Origin of the sequence: Massilia violaceinigra, assembly GCF_002752675.1 — a bacterium.
GTDB classification, from domain to species: domain Bacteria; phylum Pseudomonadota; class Gammaproteobacteria; order Burkholderiales; family Burkholderiaceae_D; genus Telluria_A; species Telluria_A violaceinigra.
The window spans coordinates 4,903,142-4,929,216 of record NZ_CP024608.1 but is presented as its reverse complement, the minus strand read 5'-3'; the positions used below and the strand labels follow the sequence as shown (position 1 = coordinate 4,929,216).

General features: G+C 63.7%; 21 protein-coding genes, 2 pseudogenes and 1 riboswitch. Of the genes and pseudogenes, 8 read left to right on the top strand and 15 right to left on the bottom strand.

The window, feature by feature from the left end:
- Positions 1 to 423: 423 nt before the first annotated feature.
- From CR152_RS33165 to CR152_RS21500, 5 genes and pseudogenes are all read right to left on the bottom strand, one after another.
- Positions 424 to 576 carry a hypothetical protein gene (locus CR152_RS33165; RefSeq protein ID WP_157778641.1) on the bottom strand — a complete coding sequence of 51 codons (153 nt, stop codon included), beginning with the start codon at positions 574 to 576 and terminating at the stop codon, positions 424 to 426.
- Positions 577 to 587: 11 nt separating this feature from the next.
- Positions 588 to 1,823: a sensor histidine kinase gene (locus CR152_RS21515; RefSeq protein WP_167399932.1), complete on the bottom strand. Its 1,236-nt coding sequence runs from the start codon at positions 1,821 to 1,823 to the stop codon at positions 588 to 590.
- Positions 1,824 to 1,852: 29 nt separating this feature from the next.
- Complete coding sequence (locus tag CR152_RS21510; protein ID WP_099878313.1) at positions 1,853 to 2,533, bottom strand: response regulator transcription factor; 681 nt, start codon at positions 2,531 to 2,533, stop codon at positions 1,853 to 1,855.
- Positions 2,534 to 2,541: 8 nt separating this feature from the next.
- Positions 2,542 to 3,594, bottom strand: coding sequence for a type 1 glutamine amidotransferase domain-containing protein (locus CR152_RS21505; RefSeq protein WP_099878310.1), 1,053 nt, complete (start codon positions 3,592 to 3,594; stop codon positions 2,542 to 2,544).
- 141 nt (positions 3,595 to 3,735) lie between these two features.
- A pseudogene (locus CR152_RS21500) lies at positions 3,736 to 3,939 on the bottom strand (hypothetical protein); the annotation flags it as partial.
- 93 nt (positions 3,940 to 4,032) lie between these two features.
- Between CR152_RS21500 and CR152_RS21495 the strand changes: the two are divergent.
- Positions 4,033 to 5,343: an IS1380 family transposase gene (locus CR152_RS21495; protein WP_099878306.1), complete on the top strand. Its 1,311-nt coding sequence runs from the start codon at positions 4,033 to 4,035 to the stop codon at positions 5,341 to 5,343.
- 816 nt (positions 5,344 to 6,159) lie between these two features.
- On the opposite strand, the pseudogene CR152_RS34855 reads toward CR152_RS21495, so the two are convergent.
- The 3 genes and pseudogenes from CR152_RS34855 to CR152_RS21480 all read right to left on the bottom strand — a co-directional run.
- A pseudogene (locus tag CR152_RS34855) lies at positions 6,160 to 7,704 on the bottom strand (methyl-accepting chemotaxis protein); the annotation flags it as partial.
- A 28-nt stretch (positions 7,705 to 7,732) separates the two neighbouring features.
- Positions 7,733 to 8,491 carry a substrate-binding domain-containing protein gene (locus CR152_RS21485; RefSeq protein WP_157778640.1) on the bottom strand — a complete coding sequence of 253 codons (759 nt, stop codon included), beginning with the start codon at positions 8,489 to 8,491 and terminating at the stop codon, positions 7,733 to 7,735.
- Positions 8,492 to 8,857: 366 nt separating this feature from the next.
- The gene (locus tag CR152_RS21480; protein ID WP_099878298.1) at positions 8,858 to 9,928 is read right to left on the bottom strand and encodes an NAD(P)/FAD-dependent oxidoreductase; all 1,071 of its coding nucleotides are present in this window, start codon (positions 9,926 to 9,928) and stop codon (positions 8,858 to 8,860) included.
- On the opposite strand from CR152_RS21480, the gene CR152_RS34710 reads away from it, so the two are divergent.
- The 5 genes from CR152_RS34710 to CR152_RS21460 all read left to right on the top strand — a co-directional run bounded on the left by CR152_RS34710 (position 9,927) and on the right by CR152_RS21460 (position 17,107).
- Positions 9,927 to 10,061, top strand: coding sequence for a hypothetical protein (locus tag CR152_RS34710; protein WP_267876247.1), 135 nt, complete (start codon positions 9,927 to 9,929; stop codon positions 10,059 to 10,061). The two genes, CR152_RS21480 and CR152_RS34710, sit on opposite strands and share 2 nt — an antisense overlap.
- Positions 10,062 to 10,274: 213 nt before the next feature.
- A riboswitch (cobalamin riboswitch) is annotated at positions 10,275 to 10,511 on the top strand.
- Between the two features lie 176 nt (positions 10,512 to 10,687).
- A complete protein-coding gene (locus CR152_RS21475; protein ID WP_229413496.1) occupies positions 10,688 to 12,790 on the top strand; it encodes a TonB-dependent receptor in 2,103 nt (700 codons plus the stop codon).
- Between the two features lie 113 nt (positions 12,791 to 12,903).
- Positions 12,904 to 13,290, top strand: coding sequence for a DUF2946 domain-containing protein (locus CR152_RS21470; RefSeq protein ID WP_099878295.1), 387 nt, complete (start codon positions 12,904 to 12,906; stop codon positions 13,288 to 13,290).
- Between the two features lie 107 nt (positions 13,291 to 13,397).
- The gene (locus CR152_RS21465) at positions 13,398 to 15,536 is read left to right on the top strand and encodes a TonB-dependent receptor (protein ID WP_099878291.1); all 2,139 of its coding nucleotides are present in this window, start codon (positions 13,398 to 13,400) and stop codon (positions 15,534 to 15,536) included.
- 8 nt (positions 15,537 to 15,544) lie between these two features.
- On the top strand, positions 15,545 to 17,107 hold the full coding sequence (locus CR152_RS21460) for a PepSY domain-containing protein (protein WP_099878288.1): 1,563 nt from the start codon (positions 15,545 to 15,547) through the stop codon (positions 17,105 to 17,107).
- A 230-nt stretch (positions 17,108 to 17,337) separates the two neighbouring features.
- Here the strand turns inward: CR152_RS21460 and CR152_RS21455 are convergent, their stop codons facing one another.
- From CR152_RS21455 to guaB, 5 genes are all read right to left on the bottom strand, one after another.
- Positions 17,338 to 17,631, bottom strand: coding sequence for a DUF6506 family protein (locus CR152_RS21455; protein WP_099878285.1), 294 nt, complete (start codon positions 17,629 to 17,631; stop codon positions 17,338 to 17,340).
- Positions 17,632 to 18,001: 370 nt separating this feature from the next.
- Positions 18,002 to 19,810 carry a hypothetical protein gene (locus tag CR152_RS21450; protein ID WP_157778639.1) on the bottom strand — a complete coding sequence of 603 codons (1,809 nt, stop codon included), beginning with the start codon at positions 19,808 to 19,810 and terminating at the stop codon, positions 18,002 to 18,004.
- Positions 19,807 to 20,613 carry an SDR family NAD(P)-dependent oxidoreductase gene (locus tag CR152_RS21445; protein ID WP_099878279.1) on the bottom strand — a complete coding sequence of 269 codons (807 nt, stop codon included), beginning with the start codon at positions 20,611 to 20,613 and terminating at the stop codon, positions 19,807 to 19,809. Before CR152_RS21445 ends, CR152_RS21450 begins: the two co-directional genes overlap by 4 nt.
- Before the next feature lie 310 nt (positions 20,614 to 20,923).
- Positions 20,924 to 22,534, bottom strand: a complete 1,611-nt coding sequence (gene guaA, locus CR152_RS21440) for a glutamine-hydrolyzing GMP synthase (RefSeq protein WP_099878276.1) — start codon at positions 22,532 to 22,534, stop codon at positions 20,924 to 20,926.
- 109 nt (positions 22,535 to 22,643) lie between these two features.
- Positions 22,644 to 24,107: an IMP dehydrogenase gene (gene guaB / locus CR152_RS21435; RefSeq protein ID WP_099878274.1), complete on the bottom strand. Its 1,464-nt coding sequence runs from the start codon at positions 24,105 to 24,107 to the stop codon at positions 22,644 to 22,646.
- A 153-nt stretch (positions 24,108 to 24,260) separates the two neighbouring features.
- Between guaB and CR152_RS21430 the strand changes: the two genes are divergently transcribed.
- Positions 24,261 to 24,779 (top strand): DUF4124 domain-containing protein, encoded by a 519-nt coding sequence (locus tag CR152_RS21430; protein WP_099878271.1) that lies wholly within the window; start codon positions 24,261 to 24,263, stop codon positions 24,777 to 24,779.
- 13 nt (positions 24,780 to 24,792) lie between these two features.
- Here CR152_RS21430 and CR152_RS21425 read toward each other — a convergent pair whose 3' ends face one another.
- Entirely contained in the window at positions 24,793 to 25,098 is a 306-nt protein-coding gene (locus CR152_RS21425; RefSeq protein WP_099878266.1) for an RnfH family protein, read from the bottom strand.
- On the bottom strand, positions 25,091 to 25,522 hold the full coding sequence (locus CR152_RS21420) for a type II toxin-antitoxin system RatA family toxin (RefSeq protein WP_054262875.1): 432 nt from the start codon (positions 25,520 to 25,522) through the stop codon (positions 25,091 to 25,093). Before CR152_RS21420 ends, CR152_RS21425 begins: the two co-directional genes overlap by 8 nt.
- 73 nt (positions 25,523 to 25,595) lie before the next feature.
- Between CR152_RS21420 and smpB the strand changes: the two genes are divergently transcribed.
- Positions 25,596 to 26,045, top strand: coding sequence for an SsrA-binding protein SmpB (smpB, locus tag CR152_RS21415; protein WP_099878263.1), 450 nt, complete (start codon positions 25,596 to 25,598; stop codon positions 26,043 to 26,045).
- Positions 26,046 to 26,075 lie beyond the last annotated feature (30 nt).

Here is a 26,075-nt window from a genome sequence, read left to right as displayed (position 1 = left end):
GCCAAAACTCACAATTTAGGAGAAATTCACGAAACTCACACCGGTTTGAAGGATTGTAAGGCCCCAGTAAGGTCAATATCGCGAGAATTTGAACCGATTGTGAATTTCCACATTTATTCTTTTGGTGATGCAGTGCATCAAAACTATCCGCGCGAACACAAATACGCCGTATTGACGCATATGACAATCGTTTTCAGTTATGCAAGCATTAAATTCATGCGGACGGCATACCCTAAATGCATAAGACAAGGAAAATGCAAACATTGATACTATTGCAACCTTACCCGGTGCGACATACTGTAAAAAAATCGAAAAGAATGACTCTCGGGCATGGCAGATGCGTTATTTTGGAAAGGCCCGACATCCGACCGGGTGCAAGCGGTTAACGCCGGCGGCGTCGAACGGCAAACTTTAACGCCTGGTTCAGCGGGTGGGGTTAGCGTGGCGCTGGCCGCGCTGACGGCCGCGCCGTGCTGTTTCCGGGGTCGTCGCCGTCTCGCAGGCGTTTATTCCCATGCACCAGAACTGCGATTTCTCGCGCACGATCGTCGTCATCATCGGCGTGATCGACGGCATTGGCTTTCCGATCAACCCTGCCACGAAAGGCGGGCCCGGGTGCCCCCCCCGGAAACGCTGTCGATCTCGATGTCGATGCCGACGCGCTCGCCGAGCCGTCGCGCAATCGACAGTCCCAGGCCGAAACCATCGCTGGCTTCGCCTTTGGCGCCCGACCTGAACAGACGCTCGCGCAGACCGGGGGCGATCCCCGGCCCGCTATCGGCAACGACCAGGCTGCCGCCTTCCATATAAATCCGTATGTCGCCCTGCTGCGTATGGCCGAACGCGTTGCTGACCAGGTTGGAGAGCAGGATCGCCAGCGCCGCGCGATGGCTCTGGACGATGGTGCCTTGCGCCACCTCAACGCTGACCTCGACAGCTTTGCCGTCCAGCAGATGCGCAAACTGCACGACCGCGTCTTCGACCAGCGGCAGCAACGCCACCGGCTCGGCCACGGACGCATCGAGCTCCTCGCGCGCCAGCGACAGCAAGGTCACGACCGTCTGTGCCATCTGCGCCGCGGCGCTGCGCACGCGCTGCAACTGGTCGGCCGCCTGCGCCGAAAGCGCTTGTTGCGCCAGCAGCTGCGCAGCCCCTTCGATCACTGCCAGCGGCGTGCGCAGCTCATGGCTCGCATCGCGCGTGAAATGCTGCTCGCGTTCGATGAATTCGGCGATACGCGCCATCGCCTCGTCCAGCTTGCGCGCGAGCGCGCCGATCTCGTTATCCGGAAAGTCCTGTGCGAAGTGCCGCGGCAGCTGGCCCGGCTCCGCCCCCGACACCAGAAGCGCAAGCCGCGTCAACGGCGCCGTGGCGCGCCACGCCAGCCAGTAGCCGATTCCCAGCGTGATGACCAGGATCGCCATGGTCGATACGGCAAGAAAGCCCAGAATGAACGGCATGCGCGGGCGCACCACAAGGTCGCGGCTCACTTCCGCCACCAGGTAAGCCGGTTTGCTGCCCAGGTCCAGTTTGCGTACGTGATAGTGCCGCCCCTGCTCGCCGAAGAACTCGCCGTTGCGTGCTGCGCCCCTCAGCTGAAGCGCAAGATCCGCCGGAAACGTGGCCAGAGCGCGATGCAGAGTGACGCTACCGTGCAGCGGCGCGGCCAGGCTGCCCGACGCACTCCAGCTGCGCTGCTGATGCGCGGCCTCCTGCCGCAGCATGTTGTCGAAAAAACTGTCCTCGATCGAATAGACGAACAGCACGCTGAACAGGCTGAAGCACAAGGCCGTGGCCAGCGCGAACAGCGCGAACGCCGCCATCATCCTGCTGCGCAGGGAAGCGCCGGCCTTCACGCGCCCGCATCGAGCTTGAACCCGACCCCGTGCACGGTCAGCAGCATCGCGCTGCCGAACGGTTTGTCGAGACTACGCCGCAGCTGATAGAGATGCGTGCGCAGGGCGTCGGAATCAGGCGGCGTGTCATGCCACAGCTTGCGGGTCAGCTCCGAGCGGGTGATCACGCGCGGATGCGCCTCCGCCAACGCCAGCAATATCTGATACCCGACCGGATTGAGCTTGACCGCCTGCCCGCCGCGCGTCACCGCCTGCGCCTGGCGGTCGATGCGCAAGCTGCCGATGGCCAGCGTATGCTCCTCATTGAGCGTATGCCTGCGCGCCAGCACGGTGCAGCGCGCGAGCAGTTCCGCCAGTGCGAACGGCTTGACGAGATAATCGTCGGCACCGCTGTCGAAGCCGCTGAGCTTGTCGTGCAAGGCATCGCGCGCGGTCAGCATCAGCACGGGCATGCGGCGCGTCATCTGATTGCGCAGACGCCTGCATACTTCCAAGCCGTCGATGCCGGGCAAGCCGAGGTCGAGGATCATCAGATCATAGTGGTTTTCCAGGGCCAGCTTCAGCCCCAGTTCGCCGTTGCCCGCGAAATCGGCGGTGTGGCCGTGCAGCTCCAGCCCGTCCGCGAGATTTTTCGCGAGCAGCGCATGGTCTTCGACGACGAGAATATGCAGGGGCATCGGAGTCCTTATCCGTTTGCGAGGCGCTGGAGGTTGACGGCATCGATCGCGCGCCACTGCATGGCGGCCACCACCGAATGCATCAGTACCATCATTTTATCAAACCGCGGCAGCACGGCCTGCTCGGCGCGGGCCGCGCCCAGGCCGGCGCGATAGTAGGTCGCCAGCAGCCGCAGACTGACCTCTTCGGCGGTGCGTTCGCGCGCCACCGGCCGGTGTCCCAGCGCGGCGATCATCGCTTCCGCCACCGACCAGGTGGACCAGGCGTTCTGACCCGTGACCAGACGGCCATCGACGACGGTGTTGTCGATGTACTTGGGACCGGCGACAAAGCGCGCGCCGTCCGCGACCGCCCTCTCCTCGAGCAGGAAGCCAAAGCGCGTGCGCGCGTCCTTCGTCAGAAACAGTTCCTCCTCATTGGTGAAGGCGGTCATGCGGCGGCCAGCCACCAGCGCCTTGCCGCTGGCCAGCTTCACGCCCAGCAAAGCCGCCGGCCCGTGACAGACAGCGCCAACGACGCCGCGTCCGGCGATCTCGTTGACAATGCGGGCCACGTCCGGATTGTCCGGCAAGTCGTACATGGCGCCCTTTCCTCCGACGAAATACACGGCCGCGTACTGGCGCGCATCGACATGGGCCAGCGCAATCGAATTGACGACTTTGGCCTGCGCGGCAGCGTCGTTGAGGAAGGCGTAGTCGGCGTCGCCCATGTCGTCCAGATCGATCCTTTCCGGCGGCTTGCCGCCTTTGGGCGAGGCGATATCCACCTCGTAGCCATTGGCCTGGAACACATAGTAGGCCCGGGCGAGCTCGGTCAGCTCGTAGCCGGCCCGCTTCATGGCGGGCCCGCCGCGCTCAGTGCTGCTGACCACGGCCAGGATGCGCCCGCGTTTCTGCGCCACCGCGTTTTTCAGGTAGGCCAGATCGGCCACGGCGAACTGCGGATTTGCCCTGGGCAGTTGGTCCAGGTCCAGGCTGCGATAGTAAAGATAGCCCCCGGCGGCGAGTAGAACCAGGGTCGCGGCCAGCCAGGCCCCCGCGCGTAGTAATTTCTTGATCATTGCTACCTCCGTTGTTGTCGTATGGCTGACAGGATGGCGTGCGCAATGTGAATTGGACGTGAAAAACCGATGTGTCGGAACAAATCCCCAGCGTCAGGAAAAACAGGGCGCTGCTCCTGCGTGGTGGTGCCGGCATGATCCCGTCACGAACAGCGCAAGGAACGCGCCGGGCACCGAAAGCATGAGCGCGGCCAGGTTGGTCGCCGGCTGCAGGAAGTTCTTGAGCAGAAGCAGAAGCACCAGCACCATATAGATGCACAGCACGCCGGTCAGCATGGCCACGCCGAAGCCAGAAGCGAGCTCGTCAATAGCCTCGGCATCCCCGACCGGCGCCTGGGTCACGCCCTAGCCCGGATATTTCGTGAGTAGAGGTCGGCGATCCCGTGCCGAAGCGCGTTGTTACTGGTATCTGACGCCAATCACAACCGGGGACCGCCGATGCCAAATTGTACCAATGAACCGATCAAGTTGGGGAGGGTTGGACGGCGCGTCGTTGAGGCGTCATTCGACGGCGGCGACATCGTCAGCGACGGCGGGGTTCTGCTGCTGCGCCAAGTGGATCAGCGCATCGGCTTAAGCAAAGCGATTGCGCGCGTATTCGAGGATCGACGCCGTCGTGCCAGCGTTTCGCACAGCATGCGCGACTTGCTCGCGCAGCGCGTGTACGGCCTGTGCTGTGGCTGGGAGGACGTCTGTGACCACAATGTGCTGCGCCGCGACTTGGCCATGCAAACGGCAGTGGGCCGGGCCGATGACTTGGCCTCGGCGCCGACGCTGAGCCGGCTTGAAACGTCCTCCACGCGCGCGCAGGCGGCCGCCCTGCATGGCGTTCTGCTCGATCAGTTCATCGCCAGCAAAGCTAAGCGGCCCAAGGAACTGGTGCTCGACATCGATGCCACCCACATGCCGCTGCATGGAGAGCAAGAGAAGTCCCACTTCCACCGCTACTACGACAATTACTGTTACTTGCCGCTGTACGTCTTCTGTGGCCAGGATATCCTCGCCTGCGTCTTGCGACCCAGCAGCCGCGATCCGGCCGGTATCCTCAGCGCATTAATCAAATTGATCTCCCGGCGCTTGCGCCAGGCTTGGCCACGCATCCGCATCATCGTGCGCGGCGATTCCGGGTTCTGCCGTCATCAAGCTCTGCGCCACTTCGAGAAATGGGGGCTGCACTATATCGTCGGCTTGCAAAAGAACTCAGCGTTGCTGCAACGAGTAGAGTTGGCCGAACTGGCACTGGCCGAGATGTATCAGAAGGCCGGTTCCAAGCAGCGCATGATTGGAGAATTCACTTATGCGGCGGGGACGTGGGATCGGCAACGGCGCGTCATCGCGCGGCTGGAACACGATGCGCGCGGCGCCAACCCGCGTTTCATCGTCACCAACCTGACTGGGGGTCCCAAGGCACTGTACGAACGCGTGTATTGCGCCCGTGGCGAAGCAGAGAACCGTATCAAGGAGGCGCAGCTCGATTTGTTCGGACGCCGTGCGAGCTGCCATAAATTCCAGGCCAACCAACTGCGGCTGCTACTGGCAGCGTTCGCCTATACCCTGATGATCAATTTGCGCCGCCTGGCTTTGGTTGGCACGGAACTGGCACGCGCCTGCACGGCGACGATCCGCATCAAACTGCTCAAGATCGGCGCGGCCGTCGTGCGCAACACGCGGCGCGTGCGCGTCATGCTCGCATCCCAACATCCACTCAAGCACGTCTTCCTCACTGCCGCCCGCGCGCTGGCACCATAAGCCCGCCAAGTGCTGTCCCCGGCACGCTATAAAGCAACGGGGGTAGGGGGAGTTACGTCTGCAATCAGGCCGCGCGGCAGAACCGATACCAGGAAGCGAGCAATCAACATGCCGCAGCCATGTTCGACGCACCCCGGCCCTCAGATTGGCAGACTCATGAAATATCCGGGCTAGGGCATCTTTTGCAGGCTCGGCAGCGCAAGGATGGCTTGTTCGACGTCGCCCAGCGCCAGGCCGTTCAGTTCGATCTCGACATCGATGTTGCGGCGGCGGCCGTAGCGCGCGCCCTCCCCCTTTGGCGACCTCGACCTCGCCGGCCCCGCACGCGCGCAGGATCTCGAAACCGACCACCGGCGTGACCATGGAGCAGGACTCGGCCTGGCCATCTGCGAGGAAATAGCGCGGGCACATCGATGGACGCTGTCGGCGCACAGGGTGGAGCCGGGTCTGCTGTTCCGCCTGGCGGTCACCGATGCGCCCGATGAGGGAGAGCGCGACGGCGACGGCGACGCGCGGTCGGCCCGGCGACCACCGGCGTGATGGGGAACCAGCATGCTGCAGGCCGCTCGCCACCGATGCACCGACGCGCGGACCTGATAGCCGCAGATCACGCGGTACGCCAACTGCGCCACGAACTGACCGGCAGCTCCCGCACAACCGCCCTCCTCGCCCGCAGACTTGATCCACAGGGTCGTCTCGGGCGGGGTACCGGCAGGGTTCCCGCGAGCGGCCATGCCGAACTTGCGGCCACTGACGCCAGGACGCTGATTGTCGCGCCAACTTCAGCAAGCCGTGAGCCGGGGCCGGCAGTGTGTCGGCCGCGTTGAGCTTGAACGCTTGCGCCACCTGGGCCAGCGCGGCCGCGTCCTCCTGCATCGACTGGGCGGCGGCGGCGGCCTGCTCGACCAGCGCGGAATTCTGCTGGGTCACCTTGTCCATCTCGATGATGGCCTGGTTGATCTGTTCGATCCCGACTGTCTGCTCCTGGCTGGCCGACACGATCTCTTTCATGATGTCGGTCACTTTCTGGACGCTGGCCACCACATCGTTCATGGTGGTGCCGGCCTGATCGACCAGTCGGGTATCGGCTTCGACCATGTCGACCGAATCTTCGATCAGGGTCTTGATTTCTTTCGCGGCCGCTGCCGAGCGCTGCGCTAGGTTGCGTACCTCCGATGCCACCACGGCAAAGCCGCGTCCCTGTTCGCCGGCGCGCGCCGCTTCGACCGCCGCGTTCAGGGCCAGAATGTTGGTCTGGAATGCGATGCCGTCGATCACGCTGATGATGTCGACGATACGACGCGAGGACGTGTTTATCGACCGCATGGTCGACACCACTTCCGACACGACCGTGCCGCCTTTCGCCGCCACGGCCGAGGCACTGAGCGCCAGCTGGCTGGCCTGGCGCGCATTGTCTGCGTTCTGCCTGACCGTGTCGGTCAATTCCATGATCGAGGCGGTGGTCTCTTCAATCGAACTGGCCTGCTGCTCGGTGCGGCCGGACAAGTCCATATTGCCCCTGGCGATCTCGATCGAGGCGGTGACGATCCGGTCCGAGCCCTCGCGCACCTTGCCGATGGTTCTTTCCAGGCTGGCGTCCATGTCGCGCAAAGCGGCCAGCAACTGGCCCGTTTCGTCGGTGGAGGTCACTTCGATATGTTCGCTCAGATCGCCCGTGGCGACACGGTTGGCCACTTCAACCGCGCGCCGCAAAGGCTTCTTGATGGAATCGATGACGATATGCGACAAAAAGGCGCCCAGCAACAGGCCCAGTCCCAAGGTCGCCAGCATGACCTCGCGCGTGGTGGCGCTCGACGTGTCGGCGGCCGAAAACGCGGCCTGGGCTTCGCCCTTTTGCTGCATCATGCGGGTCAGCAAGGCTGAACGGGCAGACTCGAACTTCTTCTCGGAGTCTATCTTGAGCTGGGCGCTGGCCGCCTCGTAATCGCCACCCTTGGCCAAGGTGACGACCTTGTCGCCAGCGACGGCATACTGCTCCCACGCCGTTTCGAAGATGCCGGCCTGGGCTTTCGCGTCGCTCGACTGCAAGGAGCGCTTGTAGCTGTCCAGGCTCTTTTTCAACTTGGCATTGACGACGGCCACCTCGCGGTAGGAAAGCTCAGCCGCCTCCGAATTCTCCGCCCCCATGCCGCCTATCACCAGCGTGCGCGAGCGATACATATCGCCCGGCATCTCCCCAAGCCCGACCAGGGGCACGGTGCTGTCTTCATCAATGGTGCGCATGCTCTCGTTGCTGGCAGACAAGCCGCGCAAGGCGACCAGGCCCACCAAGGCCAGCGCGGTGAGCAGCGTGCCGGTCAGGATCATCAGGCGGGTGCTGATATTGACGTTGTATGACATAGGCGGCGGCTCGGCAAGGTCGGACGAATTATTTCACTTTGAGGTAGTCGGCCAGCTTCTTGGCCGCCCCTGTGGGCGCGCCGATGGTGACCAGTCCGAGTGGACGCGACATGGCAGGCGCGCCGATGCTCTTGCTGTCGCCCGCGCCGGCCTTGACGTGCACGTCGGCCGCGGGCCCGAAGCCGCCGGGAGTGCGCGATACCCACGTGATCACTTCGCGCGGCGACTGCGCTTCCAGCGCCCCTTTGGCGTACTCGGCGCCGTCCATGATGGTTTTCTGGAACACCAGGCTCGGAATCATTCCCGCCTTGGTCACCACCACCTTGACCGGCAGGTCGGCGCCGCCGACTTCTTTCCAGTTGGTGATTTTTCCCGTTGCCATATCCTTGAGCTGGGCCTTGGTCAGCGCGCTGACGCCATTCGATTTGTGCACGATGATGACCAGCTCGTCTTTTCCGATTTGCGCGAACACCAGGTTGTCCGGAACCTTGATGTCCTTGCTGGCGGCCTTGGCCGCCTTTTTGCCAGCTTCGATCGAGTCGGCCAGGGTATCGCCTACCGCTGCCACGCTGACCTTGCCCTCGACCAGGGCCACCATGCCATTGCCGGCCCCCACACCGTTGACCTTGATCTCCACGCCGGTGGACTTGAGTATTTCCGCAGCGCGCGACTCCAGGACATCTTTTTGCGGAGTGGTGCCGCCCGAAATTTCCAGCACCTCGGCGCCGGCATTGCCGGCCAGGCTGGCGATCATAAGGGAGAGCAATACGAAGGCGGGCGCTTTCATCGTGTGTCGTTTATGTGGGTCGATCACCTGAAACGACAGCGTCACCTGGAACAGTTTCCATGTATCAACTGGCAAAATCAGTGTACGGCCGCGGGAAGAAAGACACACGAAAATGCGAAGCGGGTGACGGTGAAATGTGTCGTACTGGTGGAAAGCTGCGATAAGGCCGGCGCCAGCAGAGTGTTAATTTCTCAGGTCAGGCGCCCGGATCACGGTCGCACTGGAAGCTGCGTCACACTTCATTCCCACTCGATGACACATCGGAATGCCAAGCCCTTGATTTCCAGCGAGTTTTTCGCCCGAGCCGGTTCCAGCCCCATCGAAAACATCATCGGCTGGACAGGGCTATACCGCCCCCGCCGCGCGTCAAAGGGCGCCCGCGTTGCCGGCAGTGCGCCGCAGCCAGAACCGCTCCCGGGCATAGCGGCTCACTGCCGCGTAGGTTTCGCCGAGACGCTGGCAATACCGCGCTTCAACCGTGCGCATCTCCTCAAGGTAGCGCGCGCGCGCATTGCCGACGCCATCGAGATAGCGCCCGATCGCTTGGGCGCAACTGTCGGCCGTGGCCAAGGCGTTAAACAGCCCCTGGGATGCAATCGGGTCGAACGCCAGCATCGCGTCGCCGATCGCGAAAAAGCCGTCGGGCAGCGCGGCCGTGGCGCCTGGATCGAGCCCGCCCCCGCCGGCCGGCCGCAGGTGCACCGGAAAGTCCATCGTCGCCGGCCGGATCCCGGCCAGCAAGCCATGGCGCTGCGCTTTGGCCAGCAAACGGTACGGATCGCGCAGTGCCTTGAGCTCGGCATCGTCGCTATCAAGGTGAAATGCCAGCACCCGTTGCCCGGACGGCACACGCACGCTATACCACCAGCCGTTCGCGTCGGCGCAGACACGGGTGGCCTGATCCTTGTCATCCCTGTCCACCGGCAAGTGCGCGTACAGCCACACCAGGCGGTCGCGGCCGCGCCGGGCAAGGCCGAGCTGCCTGGCCGCCGCCATGCCTCGGCCACTGGCATCGACCAGCACTGGCGTCTGGTGCATTCCACGGGATGGGGCGGCACCGCCCTGCCCCAGGCATTGCGCATCGATACGCCAGCGCCCGCCCTCGTGCGACAGCGCCAGCTGCCGCACCGAGTCGACCAGCGCCACGCCCGCTTCCACGGCGCCATCGCGCACGCCAGCGTCGAACAGCAGGCGGTCGAGGTGCCACCCGACGCCATGCGGATCGCGAATCGGGTCGAACCAGGCCGGCGTGTCCGAGTCCCATTGGGAGACCGACGCGCACGTGCCGCGTGGCCCTGGGCCAGAGCCGGCCTGGGCCTGGGCTTGGGCGCGCGCTATACCGGCAAGACGCAGGGCGACACGATCAACAGCTTCGCTGTGCCCGCCCGTACCCTGTTTGACCTGGCGCTGCGCTACGACCTGCGCCGGCTGGCGCATGAACGACTGGATGGCCGAACTGCACGTGAACAACGTGGCGGATAAGGACTATGTCGCCTCCTGCTTCGCGACCCACAGCTGCTATCTGGGCCTTTCCCACTCGGCACGGGCGACCTTGAAATACAACTGGTAAGCGCCGGTTTGTCCGCCTCATTGCCCCTGATGCGGCAATGAGGCGCGCCAGGCTGTCCGGCGCCGCACAGCCATCCATCCCCCTTTCCCCGGCGCAGGCCATCCTCAAATCAAGGCCCGTGCAATCGGTTCCAGCGTGGCCGGCAAGCGTAGCGCTTCCTTGTGCCCGGCCTGTCGCTGCATATGGAAACATTGCTATATACATCAGCAGCCGTTATGATTACCACGTTTTGGTGCTCGCGGCCTTGCTCTGAAGGCCGCAGTTAAACGGGAAACACGCGCTGGCATGCCAGCGGCAAACGTGTGCTGTCCCCGCAACGGTAAAACAGGCGCCGCATGTCGTCCAACGACGTGCGGCCGGTTGTCTCTTTGGTCCACTGTGCCGCAGGCATGGGAAGGCGAGGCAATCTGACCTGTCAGCCCGGATACCGGCCAGGACGCATGGAAGCAAGCGGCCGGGAATTGTCGTGTTTGTGGATCGCCCGGGACCGCGCGCAACGCCGTCGCTCCCTCATCTCCATCAACTCTCGCGCCTCTGTCGGCCGCAGCTTCTTTTTTCTCGGTGCACGGGGATGTGCGCCGTACAAAAAAGCAGACCGGCCTGTCCGGTCTTAACAGAGAGTACTCGTGAAAAATACCACCCCTGCCCCCTCGCAACGCGGGCTGCGCCTGCTGTCGCCGATGCTGCTGCTGGCCATGCCCGCCTTTGCCAACGCCACCGTCGACGGCGATACCCCATCCTCCGTTCAGCAAGTGCGCGTGTCCGCCAGCCTGATACCGCTCGGCGTCGCCGATTCGGCCAACCAGGGCACCGTGACCGCCAGGCAGCTCGAAAACCGTCCCTTGCTGCGCACGGGCGAGCTGCTCGAAGCCGTGCCGGGCCTGATCGTGACCCAGCACGCCGGGGACGGCAAAGCCAATCAATATTTCGCGCGCGGATTCAATCTCGATCACGGCACCGATTTCCGCACCTCGGTCATGGGCATGCCGGTCAACTTGCCGACCAATGCGCACGGCCAGGGCTATTCGGACCTGAATTTCCTGATTCCGGAGCTGGTCAGCACCATCGCGTATAAAAAAGGCACCTATTACGCGGAGGAAGGCGATTTTTCCGTGGCCGGCGCAGCCGCTTTCGACTACGTGCGGCAGATGGAGCAAGGCTTGCTGAGCCTGGAGGCCGGCCAGAACCGCTTCAGCCGCGCGCTGGTCGCCAACGCGACCCCGCTTGCCACCGGTACGCTGCTGTACGCCCTCGAACGCGCGGGACAGGATGGCCCGTGGGAGAGGCCGGAAGACTACAAGCGTGTCAACGGCGTGCTGTCGTACAGCTGGCGGCGCGGCGACGACGATGTGCGGGTGACGGCGATGGGCATGCATTCGTCGTGGACGTCGACCGATCAGGTGCCGCAACGCGCGCTCGACGCCGGCCTGATCGGCCGCTATGGCACGCTCGCTCCCACGGATGGCGGCGAAACCTCGCGTTACAGCCTGTCGGGCGAGTGGAGCCGCCAGTACGGCACGGGCAGCGCCAGGGCCAATGCCTATTTCATCAAATCGCGGCTCGACCTGTTCAGCGACTTTACCTATGCACTGGACGATCCGGAGCACGGCGACCAGTTCCACCAGGCGGAAAGCCGGCAGGTTCTCGGCCTGAACGCGGAGCGCACATGGCGCCACGCACTGGGCCCCTTCGCTTCCGAGACAGCGCTCGGCGTTCAGCTGCGCCAGGACAGGCTGGCCCCGGTCGGCCTGTATGCGAGCCAGGCGCGCCAGCGCCGCTCGACCGTGCGCGAGGACAGGGTCAAGGAGCGTAGCGGCGCGCTGTATCTGTCCAATAGCACCGTCTGGGCGCCATGGCTGCGCACGGTCGCCGGGCTGCGCGCCGACCGCTATGCGTTCGATGTCCACAGCGACACGAGCGCCAACTCGGGCAAGGTGAATGCCGGCATCACCAGTCCGAAGTTCACGGCGATTTTCACGCTGGGGAAAAATGCGGAGATGTACCTGAACTGGGGTCGGGGATTCCACAGCAACGACGGGCGTGGCGTCACCGGCACTGTCGATCCCAAGACCGGCCTGGCGGTGGATGCCGACGGTGCGGACATCAAGCCCGCCACGCCGCTGGTGCGGGGAACGGGCGAAGAGGCGGGCTTGCGGCTGGCCGGCCTGGCGCCGGGCATGCAAACCACCATCGCCGCCTGGAAGCTCGACCTCGATTCCGAACTGATCTTCATCGGCGACGCCGGCACCACCGAGGCAGGCCGCCCAAGCCGGCGGCACGGCATCGAGCTGGCCAATTTTTACACGCCCGCCAAAGACTGGATCATCGATGCCAACCTGGCGTGGTCGCACGCGCGCTTTCGCGACAGCGATCCGGCCGGCGCCTTCATCCCCGGGTCGATCACCCGCACCGCCTCGCTCGGCGTGTCGGGCGCCGCCGGCCCGTGGTCGGGCGGCGTGCGCCTGCGCTACTTCGGCCCGCGCGCACTGGTCGAAGACGATGCGGTGCGCTCGCCGTCGTCCACCTTGCTCAACATGAAGCTCGGCTACCGGCTCGCGCCACGCCTCAAGCTCACCGTTGAAGTGCTCAATTTGCTGGACCGCCGCGCGAGCGATATCGACTATTACTACGCATCGCAGTTGCCAGGCGAATCTGCACCGGTAGCCGACATTCATACCCATCCGGGTGAAATGCGCACCCTGCGCGCCGGCCTGGCGTGGCGCTTCTGAATGTCCGCGAACCTGCCTGCGCCGGCACGCCGCCGTTTACGGCGCTTATCGGCGCTGCTACAATCCGCGCATGTATACGATGAGAGCGGCGTAACGATGAGAGCAGCGCGACGATGCGCATGAACCGCAGGGCGAATGTCCTGGCGTCCTGGCTGGCCGTGCTGGCCATGCTCGTGGCCGTGCTGGCGCCGGCGCTCTCGCATGCATTCGCCGCCAACGCCGGCGCGCCCTACCCGCCAGCTGACATCTGCCGGGCTGGCAGCGCGGCCGCCCCCGCCGTCGGACTGCCGGCCGGCGACGCTGCGCCCACGCCGCACGACGGCAAGCTCAAGCATTGCCCGTACTGCCATCACAGCAATGGCATGCTCCTGTTGCCGCAAGCGCCTTGCCAGCTGGCGCTTGCCGTCGCCGACGCCCCACCCACCGCGCGCCTCCCCGACGCGCCCAAAGCCCGCTTCGCATGGACTGCCGCGCAAGCACGCGGTCCTCCATCGTTCTGATCCGGTAAGACTTCGCTCACGAATCGGCTCAAGCAAGCCGACCAGGCGCCGCATGCGGCGTCCATCTCCACTCGCCTGTCACAAGGCAAACGAAACAAGAGCACCAAATGACTGCAACCCCATTCCATGCGGCGGCGCTGGCCTTTGCCTGCACCGCCATGAACGCCCACGCCCGTGCCGATGAGCCCCTTCCCACAGTGGAGATCACGGGAAGCGCGCCGCGCGCCAACGGCAAGCTGAACCTGGACACGGCCGCCGCCACCGGCAGCCGGCTCGGCCTGACGCCGCGCGAAACACCGGCCACCGTCACCCTGGTCGACCGCGCCATGATCGACGCGCGCGGCGCCCAGGACACCCAGGAAATCCTGCGCGCCATTCCCGGCGTCACCGCCCACAATGCGCCAGGCAATATCGGCGTCAGCTACCGCGGCTTCGGCAGCGGCTCGATCAGCCAGCTCTTCAACGGCGTCAACGTACAGTATGCGATCGCGGCGCGCCCGGTCGACAGCTGGATCATCGACCGGGTGGAAGCCATCGGCGGCCCGTCGAGCTTCCTGTTCGGTTCGGGGGCGGTCGGCGGTTCCATCAATTACATCACCAAGGTGGCCGAACGGCGTGACTTCAGCGAGGCGCAAGTGCGCCTTGGTACGGATGGTTTGAAAGAAGCTTCCATCGGCGTAAACCAGCGCCTCGGCGACCAGCATCACATCCGCATCGACCTTCACCATCGCGACGCCGATAGCTGGATCGACGCCAGCGGCGCCCGCTCGACCCAGCTGGCTGCGTCGCTGCGCTCCGACCTCGGTCCGCGCTTTACCCATATGCTGGCCTACGAGTTCCAGGAAGAGAATGTGGAGCGGCCCTACTGGGGCACGCCGCTCCTCAATCCGGTCGGCGGCCGCGCGCGCATCGATCCGGCCACCCGCTTCAAGAACTACAACAGCGCCGACGGCATCTACGCCCAGCGCGTGCACTGGCTGCGCTCAGTGGCCGAATGGCGCGCCAGCGAGGCGGTCCAGTTCACCAATACCGTGTACGCCTACGACGCCGTGCGCGACTACCGTAACGTCGAGAGCTACCGCTTCAACCCGGCCAACACGGCCGTGGAGCGCTCCGGCATCCTGTTGCAGCGCCACGAGCAGCGCATGCTGGGCGACCGCCTCGACGCCACCTACAAGGGCGAGTTGGCGGGCCGGCGCAGCGACTGGGCGTTCGGCATTGACGTCAGCGTTAACCGGCAGACCCGCTTTCCGAACAGCTTGCCGGCCTCGCTCGGCAGCGTCGATCCCTACGATTTCGCGACCGAGCGTTTCTTCGACATTCCCGGCATGAGCCCGGCCTTGCGGCCCGACCGCGACAACAAGGTCACGACCCGCGCCGCCTACATCGAAAACCGCACCGCCATCGCGCCGTCGCTGAACCTGGTGACCGCGCTGCGCCACGAGCGCATCGAGCTGGACCTGGTCAACCGGCGCGAGATCAGCGCCGCCAGCCCGGCCAGCTTTACGCGCCGCTACGGCCCAACCACCGGCCGCGCCGGGCTGGTATGGGACCTTGCGCCGGGCACCACCGCCTACGTCCAGTATGCAACGGCGGCCGACCCGCCGTCGGGCGTGTTGTCGACCGCCTCGTTTGGCGACGTGCGCAACAACAGCGAACTGACCACCGGACGCCAGGGAGAGATCGGCGCCAAGCTGGACTTCTGGCAAGGCAAAGGCACGGCCACGGTGGCGGCGTACCGCATCGAGCGCAAAAACATCGCCACCCAGGACCCGGACAACAGCGCCCTGACCGTGCTGGTCGGTGAGCAATCGGCCAACGGCGTCGAGCTGTCGCTGGGCCTGCAACCGACGCGCCAGTGGTCGATCCAGGGCAACCTGACCCGGGTCGATGCGCAGTACGAGCAATACCGCCAGGGCGGTGTCTCGCTGGCGGGGAAGACGCCGGCGAATACGCCGCGCTCCGTCGCCAACCTGTGGCTGGGCTACGCCGTCACGCCCGCCATCAAGGCAGACATCGGCCTGCGCCACGTCGGCAGCGTGTATGCGGATGCGGCCAACGGCATCGCCTGGCCGGCCTACACCCTGCTCGACCTGGGCCTGCGTTACCAGATCAGCCGCGATGTCGCCGTCGTGGGACGGGTGCGCAATGCGGGAGACCGGGTCCACGCCGTCAACCTCGGTGCGACCATGGCCTATCTGGGCGCGCCGCGCACGGCCGACCTTGCGCTGCGCGTGGCGTTTTGAGGCCGCCGATGGGAAGCTCGTTGAAACGCCTGCTGTTGCTGGGCCACCGCTGGCTTGGCATTGTCCTGTGCGCCTTTTTCGCGATGTGGTTCGTCTCCGGCGTGGTCATGATGTACGTCGGTTATCCGAAACTGACCGATGCCGAGCGCCTGCGCCATTTGCCGGCCTTGCAGGCCGGCGCGCCGCTGCTCGGGCCGCAACAGGCCATGGCGATGGCCGGCGTCACCGGACCGCTCAAGGAACTACGGCTGGCCGCTGCCAGCGGCGGGGACGCGGTTTACCTTGCTCAGCCCGCCGGCGCCAAGGGAGCGGCGGCCATCGCTGTCGATGCGCGCAGCGGCAAGCGGATACCGTCCACCGACCAGGCGCGCGCCATGGCCAGCGCCGCCGCGTTCGCCGGCCCGGGTGTCGGCACCCATTACCTGGGCACGGTCGAGGAAGATGCGTTCACCCACTCGCGCGGGCTGGATGGACACCGGCCCCTGCACCGCGTGCAATTGGCCGACCCGGAGCAAACGCTGCTGTATGTGTCGGGCCGGACCGGCGAAGTGGTGCGCGATGCGCCGCGCCATGAACGGCTATGGAACTATGCCGGCGCGTGGATCCACTGGCTGTACCCTCTGCGCGGCAACGTGTTCGAGCCTTACTGGGCCGATATCGTCAACTGGCTGGCGATTGCCGGCACCGCCATGGTGCTCAGCGGCGCCACCGTCGGCATCTTGCGCTGGCGCTTCCGGGCGCCCTACCGCAGCGGTTCGCGTTCGCCCTATCCGGGCGCCATGATGCGCTGGCACCATATCGGCGGCCTGCTGTTCGGGGTGGTGACCGCAACCTGGATCTTCAGCGGGCTGATGTCGATGAACCCGTGGCGCATCTTCGACGGCGGCGCGCCACCGCTGCGCTTGCAGGCGCTCGAAGGCGCGGCGCTGCTGCCGTCCGCGCGCGATGCGGCGCCGGCCGCGTTATTGTCCGCTGCGGGCCCCGGAATACGCGAGCTCAAATGGACGCGGGTGCTGGGAGACACACTGGTGCTGGCCCAGCCGGCGGCCGGTGCGCCGCGCGTGCTGGACAGCCAGACCAGCCACCCGGCAACGGTCGATGGCGGCGCGCTGCTCGATGCCGCACGCGCGCTGTTGCCCCATCCGGTGGCCAAGGTCGAACGCCTGGACGCGTACGACCTGTACTACTACAGCCGCGACGCCCACAGCATGACCGGCGGCGCCGGCAAGCCGCTTCCGGTGTGGCGCATCGCCTTCGCCGATCCGCACCAGAGCTGGGTGTATCTGGATCCCCATACGGGTGCGCTGGCCGGCCGCAGCGACCGCCACAAGCGCTGGAGCCGCTGGCTGTTCGCCATGCTGCACAGTTGGGATTGGCTGCCTTTGCTGGAGCGCCGGCCCTTGTGGGACCTGGTCATGCTGGCGCTCAGTCTCGGCGGCGCCATCTTGAGCATGACCGGCGTGGTGATCGGCTGGCGCAGGCTGGGGCGAAAGTTGCGTGCTGCGGGCGACGGGCGCGCATGGTTCAGGATACGCGGCCGGGGGCTGCCGGACGGCGCGGCGCGGATGTAGTGACAGACGATGTCAGGACTGGACACGGGACGAAAAAAACCCTGGCCGGTCAGACAAAGCTTCGATCCCATCTGCCGTATATGGAAATACTGGATCCGCAGCAGCAAGCGCTGGCTCGATGTTGACAGCAGCTTTGGTCGTTTGGAATGAGGACGTTGTTGGTTGCCAGCCTCAGCAAATCATTTCGAACACCCATGCGCGCCCTGTTCGGCGACGGGCGCCAAGGTAGCCTATGCCGGTGATGACGGCATAAAAAGTTGAGCGAGTGGCTCTTGCTGCTCGGGCGTGTAACGTACAACACCCACAGGAATTTGCATGTCCACTGATCGATGTATCGAGGCAGCCTCATCTTGAGTGAAGCCGCCGCACAATTCGATCAACTGAATGCCGCTCTGCTGCAAATCGATGGCGACTGAAATCGCTTCCTCAAAATGAGAGACACAGACAATCGTTGTTGAGAACGCGGGAGAATTCAGAGATGCGCGATGGACGGCTGGAGCGTAGCCAGGTCCCTTGATGATCATTGCAAATCGGATCAGTTGCATGGCGATGGGGAGGTAGCGCTGAACGGATGGCCGCCGCGGAAGTGAATGGTGGATGGCACTGAGTGACCAGTCCGCTATACGCCGTGTTAACCTGGCGCAAAATTTTTAACGCCATTCTAACCGGAGTTATCGTAACCGATCTCAGCCGCTATCGAAACGAGCATTCGGGAGGCCACGTCGGCCCCGATCAATCTTTCGCGTACTGCCGCTGATGGATCAGAGCGGTGGCAGGCCCTTGTACGAGATAACATCCGGCGTCCCACCGTGTTTTTCAAATGGGTCGAGGCCATGTCTTTATCGGTAGTCAATTTTTTGAAACGCGCATATCGGCGGGGCTTGACATCTACTTTCATACCGGGACCTTGAATATTCGAAAGGTAGGCGTCTCGTTTGCATCCTTCATCTTTATCAAGCGACGCCGGATGCGCGATTCGGTCACATAGGCTGTGCCATCCGGAGCGATGCTCAGATTGGTCGGACTGTCGAGCCCTGTGGCAATGACCTCGATGACCCGTCGCCCTTTTGCGAAAGGATCCGGGATCCGCGAGATTTTCCCCTCGCCGCTTGTGACGGCACCTTCCAGGACGATGAGCGCGCCGTCGGGTGAAAATGCGAGCCCATCGGGGTTTTCGAGCAAACGCGGCAGTTCTATCTGGTGCAATGCGCCGCTGTCAACAATGAGTAGCTTCCCTGTTCCGTAGTTGCCGATAACGAGTCGCCCGTCGTGTGCACGGGCGATCCCTGCGGCACCGATGCCATTGTTTGGCGTCAGTAGCGGGTGATCGATGATGATTTTGAATTGGCGGGTGGTGGTATCGAATTCGAGCACCCGGCCCCCGACGCTGTCTGTCACGAGCACGTGCCCTTGCGGCGTCAACGCGATGTCGTTGCCGAACCCCGCATCCGGTAGCGGCAACACGTCGCGCAGACGTCGCGTGCGCAGATCCACCGAGAAGATCCGGTGAAGCCGGGCACCGGATCGGTGCGGTAGAAAGTCGGGCGAAGCTCCCCACAGCAGGCTGCGTGCGGCGTCGAGCCGCAAAGTCGTTCCGGCGAAGACATCCTTCGATCCGGGCAGCAGCGTGGACCATGCGCCCATGCGATTGCGGCGCAGCAGCCGGCCCTGATCGATCAATCCAAGGTACAAGGTGCCATCAGCAGCTGCAGCAATACCGTTGGGATAAGCCGTGCCCTCCGGCAGAGCGATCGACGTCAGGTCATCGGGCGACACCGGCCAGCGTATTGTCCGCAGCCTGAACGGGGCGGGAGGCATGCCGCGCTGATCGCCAAACAGTTTGCGAAACTGGGACTCCACGATCACCACGGACCTTCCGTTGACGATCCCGCTGACAGGCTCGTCCAGCCCCTCGGCCACCGTCGTCAAGCGGGCTGTGGCACCTTCCGGCTCGATGACGGTAACTCTTCCATTGCCTCCCCCGATATCATTTTCAAATACGACCAGTTTTCCGGGTGCAAGATAGCGTAGCGCGTCGGCTCCCGCGAGCGCACGGGGCAGCTTAACCGTGCTCGGCACGCCGGCAAGGCTGTCGGCTAACATGGGAATACGCAGCAGACGCCCGTCGGAAAACGTTGAAAGGTACAGCACGCGGCCGTCAAAGACGATGCCATTCCCGTTGAACTGGGCGCCGCCAAGCAGCGGGTGCTCGCTCCACACCGAGAGCCGCGCCAACTTCAGATCGAATTTGAGCACGCGCGCGCTTGCGGTATCGCTAATGTATAGATTGCCGTCCGGTCCGCGCGCGATATCATTGCAAAAACCACCTTCAGGCAGTTCCCACCGTCCGCGCAATGCCCCGCTGGCGAGGTCGAAAGAGAACAATGCAGAAGCCGACTTCGGTGCTTGTGCCACCCCGAGGTCCGCACTACAGGCAAACAGCTGCGCACCTTCGTCGTCGACCAGCAAGCCCTGCACCGACAGCAGGCCACTGCCGGGTGCGATAAACGGCGTTGCATCCGAAGCGCCGGGCGCCACGCGTACGATGGCCGATTGGGTGGCGCTGCCGGCGTACATTGTGCCATCTTTACTGACGGCCAGACTTTCAGGGAAAAAGCCGTCAGGAAGACGCTGCGCGCTGGTGTCGCCGCACAGCATGCCGGCAGCCACTGCGACGGCCAGGGATAGGAGACGCATGCTCATGCCTCCGCCGCGACGGAGCTGACCGCGCCGCTCAGCCATGCGCGGTGTCCGGCAATCGCATAGCCGCCGTCAACCATCACGCTTTGCCCAGTGATGAAGCGCGCGGCATCTGAACAGAGCCAGGTGACGACATCGGCCACGTCCTCCGGCTCGCCGAGCCGCCGCGCGGGGGTATGGTTAATGAAAGGCTGTGTGGCACTGTCGCCACCAAAGCGGCGCAGCATGGGGGTATCGATAATGCCCGGCTGGACATTGTTGACGCGGATGCCGTCCGTCGCCGTTTCTTGCGCCAGCGCCCGGATCATGCCGTCCAACGCAGCCTTGGAGGCGGAATAGATGGATGTTCCGGGAAAGGCGCCTTGCGCCAGCCACGATGATGTATTGACGATGGCGCCGCCGTTGCCAAGGCGCGTCATGGCGGCGATTTCATATTTGCAGCTGAGCCAGACCCCGCGCAGGTTGATTGACATCGTCTGGTCAAAATCGTTGGCGGTCAGGTCCACGATAGGGGCGAACGTGCCTTCCACTCCGGCACTGTTGAAGGCGGCATCGAGCCGGCCAAAGTGCGCGACCGTTTGTTGAACCATATGCGCCGCATCGGCGTCATTGGCGACATCTCCTTGGATCGCAAGCCCTTCGCCACCGGCACGCCGGATCGTGGCTACCACTGTGTCGAGCCGATCCAGCCTGCGGCCCACCACTGCCACCCGGTATCCCGCCCGCGCAAATGCCAACGCTGCGGACCTCCCTATTCCCGTGCCGCCACCCGTTATAAGCGCTACTTTGACGTCGTTGTTGACCATGCTGCTTCCCCTGTGTGGATTACCCGAATGCCAGGGCAAATCTTGCCATGGGCAGGGCTCATGAAAAAGAGCCTCGCTCTCACCGACTAAATGAATAGAATTCAGTAATGACCAACCTTGATTTGGAAGCACTTGCCGCCTTCGCAGACATTGTCCGGCTTTGCATTTTCCGGCCCGCAGCTGCAGATAGCATTGCTTCACATCGCCCATCAATGCCAAGCTGTGCCGCAGGTGCGAAAAAAAAGCCCCTGCATCAGAGGCTTATTTCTAACAAAGTGCATGAGCCTGCCAGCTCATGCCATCTCTGACATCATTCCCATTCGATCGTCGCCGGTGGCTTGCCGGAAATATCGTACACCACCCGGTTGATCCCGCGCACTTCATTGATGATCCGGTTCGACACCTTGCCCAGCAAGCTATGCGGCAAGTGCGCCCACTGCGCCGTCATGAAGTCCAGCGTCTGCACCGCGCGCAGGGCCACCACGTACTCATACGTGCGGCCATCGCCCATCACGCCCACCGATTTGACCGGAAGGAACACGGCAAACGCCTGGCTGGTCGCTTCGTACCAGTTCTTCGGCGCGGCACCGGCATCGATGCTTTCCAGCGCCGGCAGGTCGCACGGCGTGTTGCGCAGTTCTTCGATGAAGATGGCATCGGCCTGGCGCAGCAGGTCGGCGAAGTCCTTCTTCACTTCCCCCAGAATACGCACGCCCAGGCCGGGACCCGGGAATGGATGGCGGTACACCATATCGTGCGGCAAGCCGAGCGCCACGCCGAGCTTGCGCACTTCATCCTTGAACAATTCACGCAGCGGTTCGAGCAGCTTGAGGTTCAGCGTTTCCGGCAGGCCGCCCACGTTGTGGTGGCTCTTGATGGTCTGCCCTTTCTTGCCCTTGCCGGCGCTTTCGATGACGTCCGGATAGATGGTGCCCTGGGCCAGCCACTTGGCGTTCTTCAGCTTGCCCGCTTCAACCTGGAACACTTCGACGAATTCGCGTCCGATGATCTTGCGCTTGGCTTCCGGATCGGCCACGCCGGCCAGATGGCCGAGGAACTGCTCTTCGGCATCGATGCGCAGCACTTTCACGCCCAGGTTCTTGGCAAACATGTCCATCACCATCTTGCCTTCGTCCAGGCGCAAGAGGCCGTGGTCGACGAACACGCAGGTGAGCTGGTCGCCGATGGCGCGGTGGATCAGCGCCGCCGCCACGCTCGAATCGACCCCGCCGGACAGGCCGAGGATGACGTCATCGGTGCCGACCTGTTCGCGGATCTTGGCAACCGCTTCGCTGATGTAGTCGGGCATGTTCCACTCCGACTTGCAGCCGCAGATCTCGTGCACGAAGCGGCCCAGCATGGCCTTGCCCTGCGCCGTGTGCGTCACTTCCGGATGGAACTGCACGCCGTAGAAGCGGCGTTCCTCGTCGGCCATGGCGGCCACCGGGCAGCTCGGGGTGTCGCCCATCAGCTTGAAGCCTGGCGGCATGTCGAGCACCTTGTCGCCGTGGCTCATCCAGACCTTGAGCATGCCGTCGCCTTCGTCGGTGACGAAGTCGTTGATGCCGTTCAGCAGCGCGGTATGGCTGCGCGCGCGCACCTCGGCGTAGCCGAATTCGCGCACCAGGCCGTTTTCGACCTTGCCGCCCAGCTGGGCCGCCATGGTCTGCATGCCGTAGCAGATGCCCAGCACCGGCACACCCAGTTCGAACACGGCCTGCGGCGCGCGCGGGGCGTCGCCTTCCAGGGTGGAGCTGTGGCTGCCCGACAGGATCACGCCGGCGGCGCCGTAGTTGCGCACGAATTCGTCGCTGACGTCATACGGGAATACTTCGGAGAACACGCCGGCGTCGCGCACGCGGCGGGCGATCAGCTGGGTAACTTGGGAGCCGAAATCGAGAATGAGGATTTTAGAGTGCATGTAGGGCCAGGAGAAATGACAAAATGGGTGCCGTTGGGCGGCGCTCGTGGGCAACGGATGCCCGCGCCAAGAACAACGCGGCGAACTTGTCGCCGCGTTTTGCCTGCCTTTATTCGCCGGAACGGTAGTTCGGCGCTTCTTTGGTGATCTGCACGTCGTGCACGTGCGATTCGCGCATGCCGGCCGAGGTGATCTCGACAAACTCCGCTTTTTCGCGCAGTTCGTCGATGGAGGCGCAACCGCAATAGCCCATCGACTGGCGCACGCCGCCGACCAGCTGGTAAATGATCGCCAGCACGCTGCCCTTGTAAGCAACGCGGCCTTCGATGCCTTCCGGTACGAACTTGTCGGCCTTCGCCGCCGCATCCTGGAAGTAGCGGTCGGCCGAGCCGTCCGCCATCGCGCCCAGCGAACCCATGCCGCGGTAGGATTTGTAGCTGCGGCCCTGGTACAGGATCACTTCGCCCGGCGCTTCTTCGGTGCCCGCGAACATGGAGCCCATCATCACGGTCGATGCGCCCGCGGCCAGTGCCTTGGAAATGTCGCCCGAGAAGCGGATGCCACCGTCGGCGATGCACGGCACGCCGGTGCCGGCCAGCGCCGCCGCCACGTTGGAGATCGCGGTGATCTGCGGCACGCCCACGCCGGCCACGATACGGGTGGTGCAGATCGAGCCAGGGCCGATGCCGACCTTGACCGCGTCGGCGCCATGTTCAACCAGCGCCAGCGCGGCGGCCGCCGTGGCGATATTGCCGCCGATGACGTCCACGTGCGGGAAGCGCACCTTGATCCACTTCACGCGGTCGAGGATGCCCTGCGAATGGCCGTGGGCGGTATCGACCACCAGCACGTCCACGCCGGCCGCGGCCAGCAGCTCGATGCGCTCTTCGTCGCGCTGGCTCACGCCGACGGCGGCGCCGACCAGCAGCTTGCCCTGCGCATCTTTCGAGGCGAACGGGTGCTCGTGCGACTTCTGGATATCCTTGACGGTGATCAGGCCGCGCAGCTCGAATTCGTCGTTGACGACTAGCACGCGCTCAAGGCGGTGCTTGTTCATCAGGCGCTTCGCTTCGGCGGTGTCGGCGTCTTCCTTGACGAACACCAGCTTCTCGCGCGGGGTCATCTTGGCGCGCGCTTCGGCGTCGAGCTCTTCTTCAAAACGCAAGTCGCGGTTGGTGATGATGCCGACCACGGTCTTGCCTTCCACCACAGGGAAACCGCTGATGCCGTACTGTTCGGTCAGGGCGATCACGTCGCGGATCTTCATGGTCGGCGGAATCGTGATCGGGTCGCGCAGCACGCCGGCCTCGAAACGTTTTACGCGCGCTACTTCGCGGGCCTGGTCCTTCGGCGACAGATTCTTGTGGATGATCCCGATGCCGCCTTCCTGCGCCATGGCAATGGCAAGGCGCGCTTCAGTGACCGTATCCATCGCTGCGGACAGCAAAGGAATATTCAGGGCAATATTACGGGTCAGGCGGGTCTTGAGGGAGGTGTCGGCTGGCAGGACATTCGAGTAAGCCGGGACGAGCAGCACATCATCGAACGTGAGTGCTTTTTGAAGTAGACGCATAGCATTTTCCTATTGGCGCAAAAGTGAATTATACAGAAGTTCCTGTGCGCCGTCTCTTGAAGCCCTCAAAATGCCCGAAAAGCCGTCAAGTTCGTTGACACGGCGGGCAAATCATGGCGAAATCGGGGATTGATTACTAACGGAAAGATTTACATGGTCAACCTTATCGGAAAACGAACATTGCAGCTGCTGGCCGGAGGCGCGCTGATGCTGTTCGCCACCGTGGCTTCCGCGCAATACGTGTGGGTCGACGCGAATGGCACCAAGCAATTCTCGGATCGCCCGCCGCCGCCTGGCGTGCCGGCCAAGAACATTATCAAGTCGCCAACCGCTGCCGCGGTCGCGCCGAAGACGGACGACGTGCAAGCGCCGGCATCGAAGCCAATGAGCGCCGACGACAAGGTGCCGCCTAGCCTGGCCGACCGCGAAGCCGAGTACCGCAAGCGCGCCAAGGCCAAGGAAGACGAGCAAAAGAAAGCCAGCGAAGAGGCCACCAGGAAAGCCGCCAATAAAGTCGCTTGCGAAAGTGCCCGCAGCTACAAGCGCACCCTGGAACTAGGAATGCGCGTCAGTTCGACCGACAAGAATGGCGAACGCAGTTTCATTGACGACGCCCAGCGCACGTCGGAAATTGCGCGCGCCAACAAGGCGATCGCCGAAGCGTGCAAATAAGGATGGTTGCGGCTCAGCCTGGCTGAGCCTTTTTTTCAGCCCGCTTGCGGCGCGACTCTTTCGGGTCGGCCACCAGCGGGCGGTAGATTTCGATGCGGTCGCGCGCCCGCAAGACCGTCTCCAGCGGCTTTTTCTTGCCGTACAAGCCGACCGGATGGAGCGCCAGGTCGATTCCGGGAATGGCGTCGAGCACGCCGCTTTGGCGGATTGCCTGTTCGATCGTGCAGCCCTGCTCCACCGTCAACTCCTGCAGGTACTCGCGCAAGGACGTCGCGTAGCACACCTGGACCGTGAATTTTTCCGTCACTGGATCAACCATAGACCGTCTCGGCGCGCTTGCAGAACGAGTCGACCATGCTGTTGGCAATCACGCCGAACACGGGCCCGATCAATTGTTCGAGTATCATGCTTGAAAATTCGTAGTGCAGGTCGAATTCGACCTTGCAGGCATCGGCCCGCAGCGCCTTGAACGTCCAGGTGCCATCCATGCATTTGAACGGGCCGTCGACCAGCTTCATCTTCATCTGGGTCGGCCGCGTGTTGATGTTGCGGGTTGTGAAGCTTTGCTTCACGCCATGGAAGTGAATTGCCAGGCAAGCGACCAGCGTGTCGTCGGTCCGCTCAATGAGCTTCACGCCGCCGCACCAGGGCAGGAATTTGGGATAATCTTCCACTTTGGCCACCAGATCGAACATCTGTTCGGCGCTGTAAGCCAAAAATACTGTTTTGTGTACTACTGCCATTAATCAACCGTTTGCTATGATGTTGGGTATCTTGCATCAGTAGTTTAACCGAACCGCGCATTTTAGCCATTTCATGAGTATTGTTGACAATAAAAAAGCATTCCACGACTACTTCATCGAGGACCGGTACGAAGCCGGTATCGTGCTCGAAGGATGGGAAGTCAAGGCGATTCGCGATTCGCGCGTCCAGATCAAGGAGGCGTACGTGGTCGTGCGCGGGGACGAACTGTTCCTGTTCGGCGCGCACATCAGCGCGCTGGCGACCGCATCCTCATTCACCCACCCGGAAGCCGTACGCACGCGCAAGCTGCTGCTGCACCGTGCCGAAGTCGACAAGCTGATCGGCAAGGTCGAGCGCTCGGGGTACACCCTGGTGCCGATCAACCTGCACTTCAAGGGTGGACGGGTGAAGTGCGAAATCGGACTTGCCAAGGGCAAGAAGCAGCACGACAAGCGCGCCACCGAGAAAGAACGCGACGGCAAGCGTGAAGTTGCCGCCGCAATGAAGACGCACAGCCGCTGACACCGTCGTCTCTGGCATTGCCAGAGACGA

What these genes read in the sequence shown, in the direction of transcription:
- CR152_RS33165 (WP_157778641.1), bottom strand. Translation starts at nt 576, where the DNA reads ATGCCGTCGATCACGCCGATGATGACGACGATCGTGCGCGAGAAATCG.
- CR152_RS21515 (WP_167399932.1), bottom strand. Translation starts at nt 1,823, where the DNA reads ATGGCGGCGTTCGCGCTGTTCGCGCTGGCCACGGCCTTGTGCTTCAGC.
- CR152_RS21510 (WP_099878313.1), bottom strand. Translation starts at nt 2,533, where the DNA reads ATGCCCCTGCATATTCTCGTCGTCGAAGACCATGCGCTGCTCGCGAAA.
- CR152_RS21505 (WP_099878310.1), bottom strand. Translation starts at nt 3,594, where the DNA reads ATGATCAAGAAATTACTACGCGCGGGGGCCTGGCTGGCCGCGACCCTG.
- CR152_RS21495 (WP_099878306.1), top strand. Translation starts at nt 4,033, where the DNA reads ATGCCAAATTGTACCAATGAACCGATCAAGTTGGGGAGGGTTGGACGG.
- CR152_RS21485 (WP_157778640.1), bottom strand. Translation starts at nt 8,491, where the DNA reads ATGAAAGCGCCCGCCTTCGTATTGCTCTCCCTTATGATCGCCAGCCTG.
- CR152_RS34710 (WP_267876247.1), top strand. Translation starts at nt 9,927, where the DNA reads ATGAACGACTGGATGGCCGAACTGCACGTGAACAACGTGGCGGATAAG.
- CR152_RS21480 (WP_099878298.1), bottom strand. Translation starts at nt 9,928, where the DNA reads ATGCGCCAGCCGGCGCAGGTCGTAGCGCAGCGCCAGGTCAAACAGGGT.
- CR152_RS21470 (WP_099878295.1), top strand. Translation starts at nt 12,904, where the DNA reads ATGCGCATGAACCGCAGGGCGAATGTCCTGGCGTCCTGGCTGGCCGTG.
- CR152_RS21465 (WP_099878291.1), top strand. Translation starts at nt 13,398, where the DNA reads ATGACTGCAACCCCATTCCATGCGGCGGCGCTGGCCTTTGCCTGCACC.
- CR152_RS21460 (WP_099878288.1), top strand. Translation starts at nt 15,545, where the DNA reads ATGGGAAGCTCGTTGAAACGCCTGCTGTTGCTGGGCCACCGCTGGCTT.
- CR152_RS21455 (WP_099878285.1), bottom strand. Translation starts at nt 17,631, where the DNA reads ATGATCATCAAGGGACCTGGCTACGCTCCAGCCGTCCATCGCGCATCT.
- CR152_RS21450 (WP_157778639.1), bottom strand. Translation starts at nt 19,810, where the DNA reads ATGAGCATGCGTCTCCTATCCCTGGCCGTCGCAGTGGCTGCCGGCATG.
- CR152_RS21445 (WP_099878279.1), bottom strand. Translation starts at nt 20,613, where the DNA reads ATGGTCAACAACGACGTCAAAGTAGCGCTTATAACGGGTGGCGGCACG.
- guaA (WP_099878276.1), bottom strand. Translation starts at nt 22,534, where the DNA reads ATGCACTCTAAAATCCTCATTCTCGATTTCGGCTCCCAAGTTACCCAG.
- guaB (WP_099878274.1), bottom strand. Translation starts at nt 24,107, where the DNA reads ATGCGTCTACTTCAAAAAGCACTCACGTTCGATGATGTGCTGCTCGTC.
- CR152_RS21430 (WP_099878271.1), top strand. Translation starts at nt 24,261, where the DNA reads ATGGTCAACCTTATCGGAAAACGAACATTGCAGCTGCTGGCCGGAGGC.
- CR152_RS21425 (WP_099878266.1), bottom strand. Translation starts at nt 25,098, where the DNA reads ATGGTTGATCCAGTGACGGAAAAATTCACGGTCCAGGTGTGCTACGCG.
- CR152_RS21420 (WP_054262875.1), bottom strand. Translation starts at nt 25,522, where the DNA reads ATGGCAGTAGTACACAAAACAGTATTTTTGGCTTACAGCGCCGAACAG.
- smpB (WP_099878263.1), top strand. Translation starts at nt 25,596, where the DNA reads ATGAGTATTGTTGACAATAAAAAAGCATTCCACGACTACTTCATCGAG.